The organism is Hydrogenophaga sp. GW101-3F08 (assembly GCF_059424585.1).
Genome location: NZ_JBWKZP010000003.1, coordinates 236382 through 249833 on the forward strand (window position 1 = coordinate 236382; position 13452 = coordinate 249833).

Genomic DNA, 13452 nt, shown 5'->3' on the forward strand with positions numbered 1-13452 from the left:
CGTCAGGCTGGGGTTTCACAAAGGGTCTTGAGGGACTGCAGCGCCTTGGGCCAGGTCTGCGCCATCCAGTCCTCGTAGGTGCCGAACACGTCGCAATCGACGCGCACGCGGGTGCCGCCGGCCTCGTCGGTGAAGCTGTAGTTCTCGAAGCAGGGCGCCCAGGCCCGCACGGCTTCGCTGGTGGTGTCTTCGATGCCCTGGTCGACCATGCCCAGGTGCCGGATGGACACGAACTCGGCCGGGCGGTGCTCGGCGATCTCGGCCACCATGCCCATGCCCTTGGGATCGACGAAACGGATCTTCTGGCCTTGGTCCCACGAGCCCTCGAAGCGCGAGCCTTCGCAGAAGGTGGCGGTCCAGCGCTCGTAGGTGGGCGACTGCAGCATGGTGCGCCACACGTGTTCGCGCGGGGCCCGGATGAGGATGTCGAAATGCTGGGTTTTCATGGCGAGGTTCCTTGGGTTCAGTGGGCGTCGTCAGCGGCCCGCAAAGCCGCAATGCCGATGGCATGAAGCCAGTTCAGCGGCTTCTATGGGTACGACGGAACAGGCCGGGCGATTTCGACAGCGCCCAACTAGGTAGAAACCCTAGGAGCCGTTTATGCCTGGCTCTCGTCGAAACAGGGCGCGAGCGAGCGCACTTCGACGGTGGCCCACTGCGCGGCGGGGCAGCGCTGGGCGATGGCGATGGCCTCTTCGCGGTCCACGTTTTGCAACAGAAAGAAGCCGCCGATCATTTCCTTGGCTTCGGCAAATGGGCCGTCCAGCACCTGCTGGCGCCCCCCGGCCTGGCTCACGCGGACCGCGCTGGACAGCCCTGCCAGCGACTCCACCGCCTTGAGCTTGCCGACGGCCGCAAGCCCCTCGCCAAAAGCCTGCATGGCGGCGTAGGCGGCGCGGCCCTCGGCCTCGGTGCGGGTGGCGCGCTGGCCGACCGGTTCGTGGATCAGGAGCATGTAGGACATGGCGGAGCCTTTCGATGAGGGAGAGGGCGATGCTACACAGACCGCCCGGGTCTCGCCAGACGGCCTGTTTTTCTCGGACGCGGGCCCAATCATGACGTCAGGTGTCACTTTATGCATGCCAGGATGCACGCCTCGACGACCATCAAGGAGCCCCCACCATGAAGCCCTCACCCACCCTGGCGCCCAGCGCAGCCCGGCCGGCGCAAGTCGACGCACCGCCAGCGATTGACCTCGACTGCAACGTGGTCGAGCTGCGCCAGTACACCCTGCATCCCGGCCAGCGCGATGTGCTGATCGATCTGTTCGACCGGGAATTCGTGGAAACGCAGGAAGCCGTGGGCATGGCCGTCATGGGCCAGTTCCGCGACCTGGACGCCCCCGACCGTTTCGTCTGGCTGCGCGGCTTTCCCACCATGGACAGCCGCGCACGCGGCCTGAGCGCCTTCTACGACGGCCCGGTGTGGCGGCAGCACCGCGACGCGGCCAACGCCACCATGATCGACTCCGACGACGTGCTCTTGCTGCGCCCCGCATGGCCTGGCGCAGGCATCACCATGCGCGGGCGCGAGCGGGCGACCGGGCCGGTGCGCACACCCCTGCCCGGCCTGCTGGACGTGAGCGTCTATCATCTGCACGAACCGGCGCCCGCGGCGCTGCTGCGGTACTGCCAAGGGCCCATGACGCAGACACTGACCCAAGGCGGGGCCGAGGTATTGGGCTGGTATGTCTCGGAGAACGCGCCCAACAACTTCCCGCGCCTGCCTGTGCGCCAAGGCGAACAGGTGCTCGTGGGCTTCGCGATGTTCGCCACGCCCGCGGCGTTCGAGGCGTTTTCCCGCAGCGGCGTTTGGGCACGCAACGTGCAGCCAGCGCTCAAACCATGGCTGATGGGACCGCCAAAGAGCCTGCGCCTTGCGGCGACCGCCCGGTCATTGATCCACGGCTGAGGTGGCGTCGGGGCAGAGACACATCGTGTTCTTGCCGATCATCTGGGCTCCCCCTGAAGTGGGACGGCCATGGGCACCCGGGCCGCGCGTGCAAACGAGGGAGAAACCGACACTGTGTTTTCATTCCGAAAGCTATAGTGCCAAGAACGGTTGCGCGCCCGCTCCAGGTTCCGCTGCTTGATGAGAAATCGGCGAGATGCCGGATTTGCCGGAGTTTTTTCGATGAGCGACAACAAAAGCGAGTTCCCACCGGAGGTGTCAGAGCGGTTGAACAGGCGGCGTGCTGAGCGTCGCGCGGTACAAGCCTTGGATCCGACGTTTTTTGCGGCCGTATCAAGGGCGATGTTTGAGCGCGACCCAATCGGCATCAACTTCATCGACAACACGGACGAATACGACGCAGAGGCGGCCACAGTGATACCCAGACTAGCTGGTTGCCGATCAACCGAAGACGTTGCTCAGGTTCTGCTCGAAGAGTTCCGTTCCTGGTTCGGCATCGAGACTGCAGGCGATCTTCCCGCTTACCGTGCTCTTGCTGCAGATATCTGGAGTCTCAAAGAGCACCGTGAGGCATGACCCTTTGGTCAAGCAGGCCTGCGCCAACTTCGCTGGCTGGTCCGCTTCTGCGACTGAGGATTGACCGCTGCTGGCCGGAACTTCCTGCTCGCGGTCAACGCCGACACCAGCCATTCGACCCGACGCTGGCAGAACGGCTGGTCTTTGAGGCGGCGAGCTCAACAACGCGACCTCAAGCGACCAGAGAGGTATTGGACGCGAACAGCCGCAGTGCAGCGATTACCGCCGGTGATGTGCGCTCCGTCAATTCACGGTGACGGCCGCAGGGCAGTCGTTGAAAGCGCTCGACACATGTCGAGCGCGATGACCTGTCGCCGGCAACGGCATGCAGAGTCGACGGTGACAGTGGTCATGACGGGCTCAGAGAGTTGTTGTTAAGACATCTTGAGTGTGAGCCCATGTCTCAGCACGCTGGCAACAAGGGGGAGGTCAACGCGGCATGCATGCCGGTCAGGTATTGGAAATCGGCGGCGCAATCAATTTGCGTTAGCGCGGTCAATCCCGTACGCTGCCCCGACGTCCACACGCAACGCCCGAGCCCATGCGGGCCGCCGGGCCGGCCTTCCGGACGTGCAAAGGAGTCCAACCATGCCAAGCCGATCGAACGGCCTCACGGCCGAAACAAGAGCCGTGCGAACATTGGCGCTCGTAGGCGCCGCAGTCGCCGGCAAGACCTCGCTGGCCGAGGCCTTGCTGTACAAGGCGGGCGCCATCGGCGCGTGGGGCAGCGTCGAGCGCGGCAGCACCGTTAGCGACCACGACCCGCTCGAGCGCCGCATGCTGCATTCGCTCAACGCCTCGGTGATGCACCTCACGCATGCCGGCACGCGCATCTACCTCATCGACACGCCCGGCGGACCCGACTTCCTCGGCCAGAGCCTGCCGGCGCTGGAGGCGGTCGAGACGGTGGCGGTGGTCATCAATGCCGCCACCGGCATCGAGCCGATGGCGGTGCGCATGATGGAATACGCAGCCTCGCGCCGCCTCGCCCGCATGATCATCGTCAACAAGATCGACGCGCAGGGTGTCTCGCTGTCGGGGCTGCTGGCCGACATCCAGGCCACCTTCGGCCGCGAATGCCTGCCGCTGAACGTGCCCGACGGGGTCAACCGGCAGGTGATCGACTGCTTCTTCAACCGCTTCGGACGCTCCGACTTCGGCCCCGTCGAAGCGGCGCACCGCGCGCTGGTGGAGCAGGTGGTCGAGGTCGACGCGGCCTTCGTCGACCGCTACCTCGAGAAAGGCGACGTCGACCCGTCGGAGCTGCACGCGCCGCTGGAGCAGGCGCTGCGCGAAGGCCACCTGATCCCGGTGTGTTTCGCCTCGTCGCGCAGCGGCGCCGGCGTGGCCGAGTTGCTTGACGTGATCGTCAAACTCCTGCCCGATCCGACCGAAGCCAACCCGCCGAGCTTCATCGTTGGCGAAGGCGCTGAGGCCATGCCCATGGAGGCCAAGCCTGACTCGACGCTGCACGTGCTGGCGCATGTGTTCAAGGTCACGATCGACCCCTATGTCGGCAAGATGGGCATCTTTCGTGTGCACCAGGGCACGGTCACGCGCGACAGCCAGCTCTACATCGGCGACGGCCGCAAGCCGTTCAAGGTCGGGCACCTGTTCATGCTCCAGGGCAAGGACCACGTCGAGGTGTCGCACGCGCTGCCCGGAGACATCGTGGCGGTGGCCAAGGTCGACGAGATCCATTTCGATGCCGTGTTGCACGATGCGGCCGAAGACAGCCATGTGCACCTCGCTCCGCTGCCGTTCCCGGTGCCGGTGTACGGCCTGGCCGTGGAGCCCAAGCGGCATGGCGACGAGCAGCGCGCCTGGGAAATCCTCGGCAAGCTCGCGGCCGAGGACCCGTGCCTGCGCATCGAGCATGTGGCCGCGACCAACGAGACGGTCCTCTACGGGCTCGGCGAGCTGCACCTGCGCATCGTGCTCGAACGCCTGCGCGAGGTTTACCGCTTCGATGTCCAGACTCGGCCACCGCGCATCGCCTACCGCGAGACCGTGACCGCGCCGGCCGAGGGCCACTACCGCCACAAGAAGCAGAGCGGCGGTGCCGGCCAGTTCGCCGAAGTCTTCCTGCGCATCGAGCCGCTCGCGCGAGGCGCGGGCTTCGAGTTCGCCGACGAAGTCAGGGGCGGTGCGATCCCGGGCCAGTTCATCCCCGCGGTCGAGAAAGGCGTGCGCGAGGTTTTGGCGTACGGCGCAATCGCCGGCTTCCCCGTGGCCGACGTGCGCGTCGTCGTGTACGACGGCAAGCACCACAGCGTGGACAGCAAGGACATCGCCTTCGCGACCGCCGGCCGCAAGGCCTTCATGGCGGCGATTCGCGAGGCCCGGCCGGTTGTGCTCGAGCCGATTGTCCAGATCGAGATCGCCGTGCCCGAGCATTCCGTGGGCGACGTCACGAGCGACCTGTCGTTGCGGCGCGGCCTGGTCACTGGCACATCGGGCCTGGGGGCCGGCACCGTGGCCATCGGCGGTCAGGTGCCAGAGGCCGAGCTGGCCGACTACCAGTCGCGGCTCAATGCGATGACCAGCGGCCAGGGGCGCTACACCGTCGCGTTGTCGCACTACGAGGCCGTTCCGCCGGCCGTCCAACAGACGTTGATGGGGCGGTACCGGGTGCGCGAAGACGACTAGGAAAAGCACAGCGCCGATGCTCAGCTTGCACGCGCGTTGCCGAGCAATCGACTGGGGCGAACCGTGAGATCAAAATGCTCCATCGCCCGGCGATTGCGATCACCCAAATTCTTGTGGCAAATGTCCGATACGCAGCAATTGCCGCCACTCAATCCCTGCAGACGAGCGCTCGCTCCCTGTCTCATATCAGACGTTCACTTCACGCGCACAGTTCTCGGTCAACGCCTGATCAGGCCAACGCCACCTGCATGGAGGCCGGGTCACGAAGATTGAAATCAATGACGTTCGAGGCCGACTCTTTGCTTGAAGTGGTGAAGCACAGCCATCGGGTGCGCCTCCCCCTCGACTTGCTTAACAACTTGTGACAAAGTGGAAGCCAAATTGTCAGGGAGGCAGGAAATGAGTGGGGTGAGCACGGTCCGGTCGTTGCATCTTCATACCGTCGAATCTCTCTGCGCGGACTTGGTGTCTGGTCGCGCAGTGGGAGTTGGAGCCAAGAACGAAAGCTTTTCTCTGGCGAGCGAAGGTGCTCGCTCAGTGCTGCAGTGGTACGCCGCTAACCGGCCAAAGTGGTCGGGGAACGTCATGGCTGCGGACTGCGACGCTATTGCCGAAAGCCTGTCTGTGAAGCCAAAGATCTCGCCTGAGGTCGCATTCGCAGGTGACGGCAAGGCGAAGACTCTGAAACTGGCATGCCTGCGTGCTCATCGCTTCGCGGGTCTTCACCGCTATCGCAAGGCAGCTCAGGCGCCAGAAGTGTTTGAGCTGGAGTTTCGTGCGCCGATTACGTTCATAGAGGGCGCCAACGGCGCCGGTAAGACCTCCATCCTGAATGCAATCGTCTGGGCGCTCACCGGGCAGCTGATGCGGCCGCAGCGTGCTCCCGAGCCGGGCCAGACTGAGTTCGATTGCGAGTTGGCGCCGGCCGAGGGTGCTCAGGAGTCCGAGACGCTCCGCATACCAGCTGTTGTTCCGCTGCCGGACGTCGAGCTGGAACGACCGAACGGGCCCTTGGTGGTCGACACGTGGGTCGAGCTGACATTCGTCGATGACACCGGTCAAGCACTCCCGGCAATTCGGCGACAGTTGTCTCGGACGAGCAAGGGCAAGCTCACCGAAACACAACCTGACTGGAGCACGCTGGGCGTCGACCAAATCGTTGTCCGAAGCGGCACCACCATGGCGGCAATGCTGCCGTACATCCAGTTTTCCGGGCCGTCGGCTCTGGGGCAGGCCGTCGCAGAACTTACAGGCTTGGCACCACTGGTACAGCTGACGAAACACGCCACCAAGGCGCGAACGCGTCTTTTAGGTGACGCCACCAAGGAACGGCAGAACGAAATCAAGCAGCTCGATGAGGGGTTCAATCGTTCGCGCACCGACCTGCTCGCGCTCGTCTCGGACAACGCTTCGCTCGCATTCAGCCATGTTCTTCCAGAACCCCACGCCGAGAAGGTCGAAGAGGCGCTGGCACTCACAAAAAACCACTTTGACGAACTGAGCGCAACCCGCTTGGCCGACGCAAAGGAGGTGCTCGGGGACGGCTTCGACCCTGAGGCCGCCCAGGATCGGCTTGACCTGCAGGAGTCCATCGAACCGGCATTTGGCGACTTGGCCCATGTCAAGAATCTAACGTCCGCTGCCCGTTTATCGAACCTGGGCGCACTCACTGTGGAGGAGCATGCGGCAGCTCGCCAAGCGATAGCCGACCTCCTCAATCAGGCGACTGACCTCGTTGCTATGGCTCAAAACGAGAGCCGCTCGGCGCGGCTGCGACTGTACGCAGCCATTGCCTCCTGGATGCAGGCCCACCCTGAGTTCAAGGTGGATCCAGATAAGTGTCCTGTCTGCGCTGCCTCGCTAGCTGACGTGTACGACGCCGTGACGAGCGAGAGCGTTCAGAAGCACTTGGAGAATGCGCAGCATGGCGATGCCGCAGTTGTCGCACAGACACTTGTTCAGTGGGCCAAATCTGCGGCCGCGCAGCTTGCATCTCAGCTACCGACGCCGCTGCAGGTCGAGCTAAAGCGAGACCTGCCGGAACACCCTGGCGACTTGGTCAAGGCCACTCTTGGCACTGAGCTATGGGCCAGTTCGCACTTCAAGGGCGTGCTCGCCACATTGCAAGCGCAGACTCAGCTCGCATGCGATGCAGCTCTAGCCAGTTTGGGCCCGCTTCCAGCTTCAGAGCTTCCCGACCTGAATGCCACGCTTCCCGGTCTGCTGCAGCTACACCAGTTGCTCGCTCGCCTGGACAAGGCCCTGCGGTTTGCGCAATGGCGCTCGGAGAACAATGATGCGATGCGCGACGTGGCTCTGGCCGTCATCGGAAAGCTGAAGGATGCTGACCCGACCGACACAGCGTCACTGGCAGCAAAGTTGCGCAAGCTGCGGGTCATTGTCGACTCAGTCGAGCCCATTAAAAAGGCACTGGAGTACTGCGCTCGCATGACGCAGGACTATGAGCGGCGCAGAGGCAAGCTCGCACGCATCGAGCAGTACAAGCTCGCCGGCGCAGCCCTGCAGGAGTGCGCCCAGCTCGGAACGCTTGCTGAAGAGCAAGTCGCGCAACTGCAGGCCACGCTGCATCAGAAGACCGTGGATTGGCGAAACCGCATCTACTTGGGGGCCTGGCCTGCAACGAACCTGGACCTCAAGGCTCTGAAGATGGGAACAGACGGCAAGTTCGAGTTCCAGGTGGGGAACGCTGGCGTCACGGCGCCTGCGCAGCACGTGTCTAATGCTTCCGCTCTCCGGGCAAGCCTCATAGGCTTCTACCTCGCGTATTGGCAGTACCTCCAAGCTGAGCGCGGTGGCTTGGGCCTGATGGTCCTTGATGACCCACAGGAGCTGCTTGACGGTGAGAACCGCAACCGGTTGGCTGACTCTCTGGCCATGCTTGCAAACGAAGGCGGTCAGTTGGTCGTCACCACCCATGACCGTGTGTTCGCCCAGTTATTCGTGCTCTCGGGGCGGGCCATGAAGGCGGACGTAGACCACCGCTCGGTTCACCCGCCGTCCAAGGACCGACCAACACTCCGGACCTCACCCAGCGTGGCGCAGATTCAGCGGCTGCATGAAGCGACTGTCAAGGACGAGAACGACCCGGTAACGGCTCGCGACTACGTGGCCGAATGCCGGGTCTTCGTCGAAACTCGTCTGGGCGACTTCTTCGACCACCCCGCGTTTCCGGCTTCTTCGGCAAGCAGCCTTCAGTTGCCCACGCTCGGTGACCATATCAACCGGCTCAAAGGTGCTTGCAAGACTCCAGCCAACGGCCTCTTCCGCAACCCCGCCCTACGTGAGCTGGCCAATGACCCGGCCTTGCAGCAACAGTCTCCTGCGCTGACCCTTCTGAATAAGTCCCATCACCAGAAGCTGCTGATTCAGCCGGCCGAGGTCAAGGCCTGCCGAGCCGATTTGGAGCGGGTGCGCAAACTAGTCGAGAAGGCGCACGAGCAGCTGCGCCTCTTCCTGCGTCGCGAACGCCTGCCCAATGAGTTCGAGACGGTTCCAGGCCTGGAGCTCGGGGAGATTCCCGTCTTCAACGTCAACGTGAGGCCGAACCTGCTGGCCTTCGTCCGTGGCGCTGGAACCGGCGAATCCCAGGAGACGAGCGCCGGGACCCTGGACCAGACCTGGTTCAAGGACAAGGCGTTCTTCTTTCTTCGTACCCACAACTTCGGGTTTGCCGCGACTGTTGCGGGAGGCGTCGCGGTCGTTGAAGCCGAGCCTAGCGCTGTTCCTGACCGGCAATTGGTCATCGCTCGCAGGGGAGATGAGGTGTTCGCGCGGCGCTTACTGCGCCCCCTCGACTCGGACTATGTCGCGCTTGCGTCCGAGACACCCGACCCTCGCGCTAGCCGGCAAACGCTGCAGTTTCACCAGCGCGAGGTGGCGCTCCACAAGGTGGTCGGCATGTTCTTTCATACTGACGGGCTGGCTGGCAAGGGTAAAGACGAAGCCGTGCAGATTGACGGCAAGGTGCTGATCGAGCGAATCAGCAGCGCTTTCAGGGTCGAGGAGCAGAGTGCCATTCCGCTGGCCTTGGAGGGGCAGATTGCGCTCGGCGGCCCGAAGCTCACTGCAGGTGACTTTGAGACAAACTTGGATAAGTACGCGGCCTTGAGCCTCAGCGATGGGACCACCCTGTTCAAGCGCATCGGGGCGAGCCTGGGCGGCGCTCTGTCGCATGTCAGGCAGTTTGAGGCCATCGGAGGACTCGGCGCTGCGGACGTTCTTGCTGTGGGCAAGGCAGAGGCGGGCTTCAAGACAGTGGAGAGCGCCGTTCTTATTTTGGGCGTTCTTTACAACGTCTAGTCGACTTACGGGGTACACGGTGTCTGCAACGGCGGGTGGAGTTGAACTTGACCCGATTCCGCAGTCGTTTTCCGACTTGAATCTCGAACCGCCTGAAGTGCCCCAACTAATATTGAGCCGCAGGGGGCGTGTGACCGCTTCCAGCTCCTTGCGACGCTCACGGTCGTGGGACGACCGTCTGCAGTCAGCCTATTCTGTTGAAAAACTCCCCTGAGTAAGTGTTCATCACATTTTCGGGGGTGCTTTACCCCTTGCCTTAAGTGAGATCGTCGATCCTGGGCCCTTCTATGGGGTCGATTTTCCAGTTACGACGACCCCGAGGGCGGCGCTCGAGTTTTTCAACACAATAAGCCTGAATCTGCCTTTCAGGCTGCAGAAAGTTGGCCCGTCCAGGCCGCCATCTGTCAGACACAACTGACAACTGCGGCCATATCACCAGCCATCGTTTCAGCGCAAAACCAAGGCGGCGCAAGCGTGAGGGTTGCAAGAGAAAATGCCCCCTCCCTTCAACACCCCACCAGGAAACGCTCCCCATGCTGACGATCCGCCCCGCCACCCCTGCCGACGACGACAGCCTCTGGCAGATCATGGAGCCGATCATCCGTGCGGGTGAAACCTACGACTTCCCGCGCGACACCACCCGGGCCACCGCACTGGCCGCCTGGCTGGCGCCGGGTTTCCAGTGTTTTGTGGCCACCGACGGGCAGCGGGTGTTGGGCACCTATGTGCTGCACCCGAACCGCCAGGGCGGTGGGTCGCACGTGGCGAACTGCGGCTACATGACGGCGGCCGATGCCACGGGCCAAGGGGTGGCGCGCGCCATGTGCGCGCACTCGCTGGACACGGCGCGGGCGCAGGGTTTCCGGGCGATGCAGTTCAACTTCGTGATCGCGAGCAACCACCGGGCCGTGAAGCTGTGGACCGGCATGGGCTTCGAGACCGTGGGCCGCCTGCCCGGCGCGTTTCTGCACCCCGTGCACGGCTACACCGACGCGCTGGTGATGTTTCAGCGCCTGTAAAACCGGGCACGGCCCGTCAAAGATCGACCTGCGGTTGCAAAAACACGCGCGCCTTGCGCGGTGACACGACCAGCGTCTCGCCTTCCTGCAGGCCCAGCTCACGAAACTGCTGCGCGGGAATCTGCGCCTCGATCAGCGGGTCGTGCCCGGCGGGCTGGTTGCTCTCCACCGGCTGCAGCTCCAGCCGCGCGATAGGCCCGACCACGATGGCGCGGCTGAGCGTGGCGACGATGCCACTCGCGCCCGGCGTGTGGCGCTGCACGTCCAGATCGTGCGGGCGCACGTAGGCGAAGGCCTGGGCGTTCTGTGCGTCGGCGTGTTCGGGCGTGTTGATCGCCACACCGTCCAGGTGCAGAAGACCTTCGTGCGCACGGCCATGGAACAGGTTCACATCGCCCAGGAAGCCGTACACGAACGGGCTCGCCGGGTGGTCCCACACGTCCTGCGGCGAACCGCTCTGCTCCACCACGCCCTGGTTCATCAGCACCACGCGATCGGCCACCTCCAGGGCTTCTTCCTGGTCGTGGGTGACGAAGATGCTGGTCACGTGCAGTTCGTCGTGCAGGCGGCGCAGCCAGCGGCGCAGCTCCTTGCGCACCTTGGCGTCGAGCGCGCCGAAGGGCTCGTCGAGCAGCAGCACCTGGGGTTCCACCGCGAGGGCGCGCGCGAGCGCGATGCGCTGGCGCTGGCCGCCCGAGAGCTGCGAGGGGTAGCGGTCGGCCAGCCAGTCGAGCTGCACCAGCTTGAGCAGGTCGGTCACCTTCGCCTTGATCTGCGCGTCGCTCGGGCGCTCGCCGCGCGGCTTCACGCGCAGGCCAAAGGCCACGTTCTCGAACACGCTCATGTGGCGGAACAGCGCGTAGTGCTGGAACACGAAGCCCACGTTGCGCTCGCGCACGTGCACGTCGGTGGTGTCTTCGCCTGCAAACAGGATGCTGCCGGTGTCGGGCGTTTCCAGCCCGGCGATGATGCGCAGCAGCGTGGTCTTGCCGCAGCCCGAGGGGCCGAGCAGCGCGAGCAGTTCGCCCGAGGCGATGTCGAGGTTGACGTTCTTCAGCGCGTGGAAGTTGCCGAAGTGCTTGTTGACGTTGCGGATTTCAATGCTCATGAGATGGCCGAGGTTTGACTCCCTCCCCCTTTGGAGAGAGGGTTGGAGCCTTCTTACCCCCTCGCCCCTCTGGGGAGAGGGTGGGGGTGAGGGGCTGGCGTGAGGAGGTGTTGGCCAGGCGGAGAGCCCTCACCCCAGCCCTCTCCCAGCGGGAGAGGGAGCAAGAGGGAGCGCTCCATGCGCCACTCGGCCACCGACTTGATGGCCAGCGTGACCAGCGCCAGCAGGGCCAGCAGCGAGGCCACGGCGAACGCGGCCACCGACTGGTACTCGTTGTAGAGGATCTCGACGTGCAGCGGCATGGTGTTGGTCTGGCCGCGGATGTGGCCCGAGACCACGCTCACCGCGCCGAACTCGCCCATGGCCCGCGCGTTGCACAGGATCACGCCGTAGATCAGGCCCCACTTGATGTTGGGCAGGGTCACGTACCAGAAGGTCTGCCAGCCGGTGGCGCCGAGCACCTGGGCCGCCTGTTCTTCGTCGTTGCCCTGCGCCTGCATCAGCGGGATGAGTTCGCGCGCGATGAAGGGAAAGGTGACGAAGATGGTGGCCAGGATGATGCCGGGCACGGCAAAAACGATCTTGATGTCGTGCTCCGCCAGCCAGGGGCCGAACCAGCCCTGCGCGCCGAACACCAGCACGTAGATCAAACCGGCCACCACGGGCGACACCGAGAACGGCAGGTCGATCAGCGTGGTGAGGAAGGACTTGCCCTTGAACTCGTACTTCGCGATGCACCAGGCCGCGGCCACGCCAAACACCAGGTTCAGCGGCACGGCCACCAGGGCGGTGATGAAGGTCAGGCGGATAGCGGACCAGGCGTCGGGCTCCTGCAGCGCTTCCCAGTAAGTCTCCCAGCCCTTGCGCAGGGCCTCGGTCGCCACGGCCGCCAGCGGCAGCACGAGGAACAGGAACATGAAGACCAGTGCGACGCCGGTGAGGGTGTAACGCACCCAGGGCGCTTCGGTGGTGCCGCGTTGGGCGGTGCGGATGCTGTTCTGCGAGCTCATTGCGAATTCCCTGCCGAGCGCTTGCGCTGCCAGCTCTGCAAACCGTTGATGACCAGCAGCAGGATGAAGGAAATGATCAGCATCACCGTGGCCACCGCGGTGGCGCCGGCGTAGTCGTACTGCTCCAGCTTGCTGATGATGATCAGCGGGGTGATCTCGGACAACATGGGCATGTTGCCGGCGATGAAGATGACCGAGCCGTACTCCCCCACGGCGCGGGCAAAGGCCATGGCAAAGCCGGTCAGCAGCGCGGGCGCGATGCTCGGGAAGATCACGCGGCTGAAGGTCTGCCAGCGCGTGGCGCCCAGGCAGGTGGCGGCCTCTTCCAACTCCTTCTCGGCGTCTTCCAGCACCGGCTGCACCGTGCGCACCACGAAGGGCAGGCCGATGAAGATCAGCGCGATCACGATGCCGTTGGGGTTGAACGCGAGCTGGATGCCGTGTGGCTCCAGCAACGAGCCGATCCAGCCGTTGCCCGCCAGCAGCGCGGTGAGCGAGATGCCGGCCACGGCGGTGGGCAGCGCGAACGGCAGGTCCACCAGCGCGTCGACGATCTTCTTGCCCGGGAAGCTGTAGCGCACCAGCACCCAGGCCACCAGCAGGCCGAACACCACGTTGACCAGCGCCGCGATGAACGACGCGCCGAACGTGAGCCGGTACGAGGCCAGCACGCGCGGCCCGGTGACCGCTTCCCAGAACTGCGGCCAAGTCAGCGTGAAGGTCTTGAAGATCAACGCCGACAGCGGAATCAGCACGATCAGGCACAGGTAAAAGATCGTGAAGCCCAGCGTGAGGTTGAAGCCGGGCAGCACGCGGCTGCGAACGGTGAACAAGAACCTCATGGGCAATGTCCGTCCGA

At 64.3% G+C, this 13452-nt stretch carries 10 protein-coding genes; 5 read left to right on the forward strand and 5 right to left on the reverse strand.

The annotated features are described in order from the left end of the window. Window positions 1–2 precede the first annotated feature (2 nt). Together AC07YZ_RS10595 and AC07YZ_RS10600 are read right to left on the reverse strand one after the other, a co-directional pair. Complete coding sequence (locus AC07YZ_RS10595; RefSeq protein WP_494794711.1) at window positions 3–446, reverse strand: SRPBCC family protein; 444 nt, start codon at window positions 444–446, stop codon at window positions 3–5. 152 nt (window positions 447–598) lie between these two features. Beyond that, window positions 599–964, reverse strand: coding sequence for a YciI family protein (locus AC07YZ_RS10600; protein ID WP_494794712.1), 366 nt, complete (start codon window positions 962–964; stop codon window positions 599–601). Between the two features lie 158 nt (window positions 965–1122). Here AC07YZ_RS10600 and AC07YZ_RS10605 point away from each other — a divergent pair, with 158 nt between their 5' ends. From AC07YZ_RS10605 to AC07YZ_RS10625, 5 genes are all read left to right on the forward strand, one after another. Beyond that, window positions 1123–1911 (forward strand): NIPSNAP family protein, encoded by a 789-nt coding sequence (locus tag AC07YZ_RS10605; RefSeq protein WP_494794713.1) that lies wholly within the window; start codon window positions 1123–1125, stop codon window positions 1909–1911. A gap of 222 nt (window positions 1912–2133) precedes the next feature. Then, the gene (locus AC07YZ_RS10610; protein ID WP_494794714.1) at window positions 2134–2487 is read left to right on the forward strand and encodes a hypothetical protein; all 354 of its coding nucleotides are present in this window, start codon (window positions 2134–2136) and stop codon (window positions 2485–2487) included. Between the two features lie 588 nt (window positions 2488–3075). After that, window positions 3076–5136 carry an elongation factor G gene (gene fusA, locus AC07YZ_RS10615; RefSeq protein ID WP_494794715.1) on the forward strand — a complete coding sequence of 687 codons (2061 nt, stop codon included), beginning with the start codon at window positions 3076–3078 and terminating at the stop codon, window positions 5134–5136. 408 nt (window positions 5137–5544) lie between these two features. Then, window positions 5545–9456 carry an ATP-binding protein gene (locus AC07YZ_RS10620; protein ID WP_494794716.1) on the forward strand — a complete coding sequence of 1304 codons (3912 nt, stop codon included), beginning with the start codon at window positions 5545–5547 and terminating at the stop codon, window positions 9454–9456. A gap of 533 nt (window positions 9457–9989) precedes the next feature. Continuing rightward, entirely contained in the window at window positions 9990–10475 is a 486-nt protein-coding gene (locus AC07YZ_RS10625) for a GNAT family N-acetyltransferase (protein WP_494794717.1), read from the forward strand. Window positions 10476–10491: 16 nt separating this feature from the next. Here AC07YZ_RS10625 and AC07YZ_RS10630 read toward each other — a convergent pair whose 3' ends face one another. Genes AC07YZ_RS10630 through cysT form a run of 3 tightly spaced genes read right to left on the reverse strand, consistent with a single transcriptional unit; the run spans window position 10492 to window position 13435 of the window. After that, a complete protein-coding gene (locus AC07YZ_RS10630; protein ID WP_494794718.1) occupies window positions 10492–11583 on the reverse strand; it encodes a sulfate/molybdate ABC transporter ATP-binding protein in 1092 nt (363 codons plus the stop codon). 53 nt (window positions 11584–11636) lie between these two features. Then, window positions 11637–12593, reverse strand: coding sequence for a sulfate ABC transporter permease subunit CysW (gene cysW / locus AC07YZ_RS10635; RefSeq protein ID WP_494794719.1), 957 nt, complete (start codon window positions 12591–12593; stop codon window positions 11637–11639). Further along, window positions 12590–13435, reverse strand: coding sequence for a sulfate ABC transporter permease subunit CysT (cysT, locus tag AC07YZ_RS10640; RefSeq protein ID WP_494794720.1), 846 nt, complete (start codon window positions 13433–13435; stop codon window positions 12590–12592). The genes cysW and cysT overlap by 4 nt, the downstream gene beginning before the upstream one ends. Window positions 13436–13452: the final 17 nt, after the last annotated feature.

What these genes read in the sequence shown, in the direction of transcription:
- cysW (WP_494794719.1), bottom strand. Translation starts at nt 12,593, where the DNA reads ATGAGCTCGCAGAACAGCATCCGCACCGCCCAACGCGGCACCACCGAA.
- AC07YZ_RS10595 (WP_494794711.1), bottom strand. Translation starts at nt 446, where the DNA reads ATGAAAACCCAGCATTTCGACATCCTCATCCGGGCCCCGCGCGAACAC.
- AC07YZ_RS10600 (WP_494794712.1), bottom strand. Translation starts at nt 964, where the DNA reads ATGTCCTACATGCTCCTGATCCACGAACCGGTCGGCCAGCGCGCCACC.
- AC07YZ_RS10605 (WP_494794713.1), top strand. Translation starts at nt 1,123, where the DNA reads ATGAAGCCCTCACCCACCCTGGCGCCCAGCGCAGCCCGGCCGGCGCAA.
- AC07YZ_RS10610 (WP_494794714.1), top strand. Translation starts at nt 2,134, where the DNA reads ATGAGCGACAACAAAAGCGAGTTCCCACCGGAGGTGTCAGAGCGGTTG.
- AC07YZ_RS10625 (WP_494794717.1), top strand. Translation starts at nt 9,990, where the DNA reads ATGCTGACGATCCGCCCCGCCACCCCTGCCGACGACGACAGCCTCTGG.
- fusA (WP_494794715.1), top strand. Translation starts at nt 3,076, where the DNA reads ATGCCAAGCCGATCGAACGGCCTCACGGCCGAAACAAGAGCCGTGCGA.
- AC07YZ_RS10630 (WP_494794718.1), bottom strand. Translation starts at nt 11,583, where the DNA reads ATGAGCATTGAAATCCGCAACGTCAACAAGCACTTCGGCAACTTCCAC.
- cysT (WP_494794720.1), bottom strand. Translation starts at nt 13,435, where the DNA reads ATGAGGTTCTTGTTCACCGTTCGCAGCCGCGTGCTGCCCGGCTTCAAC.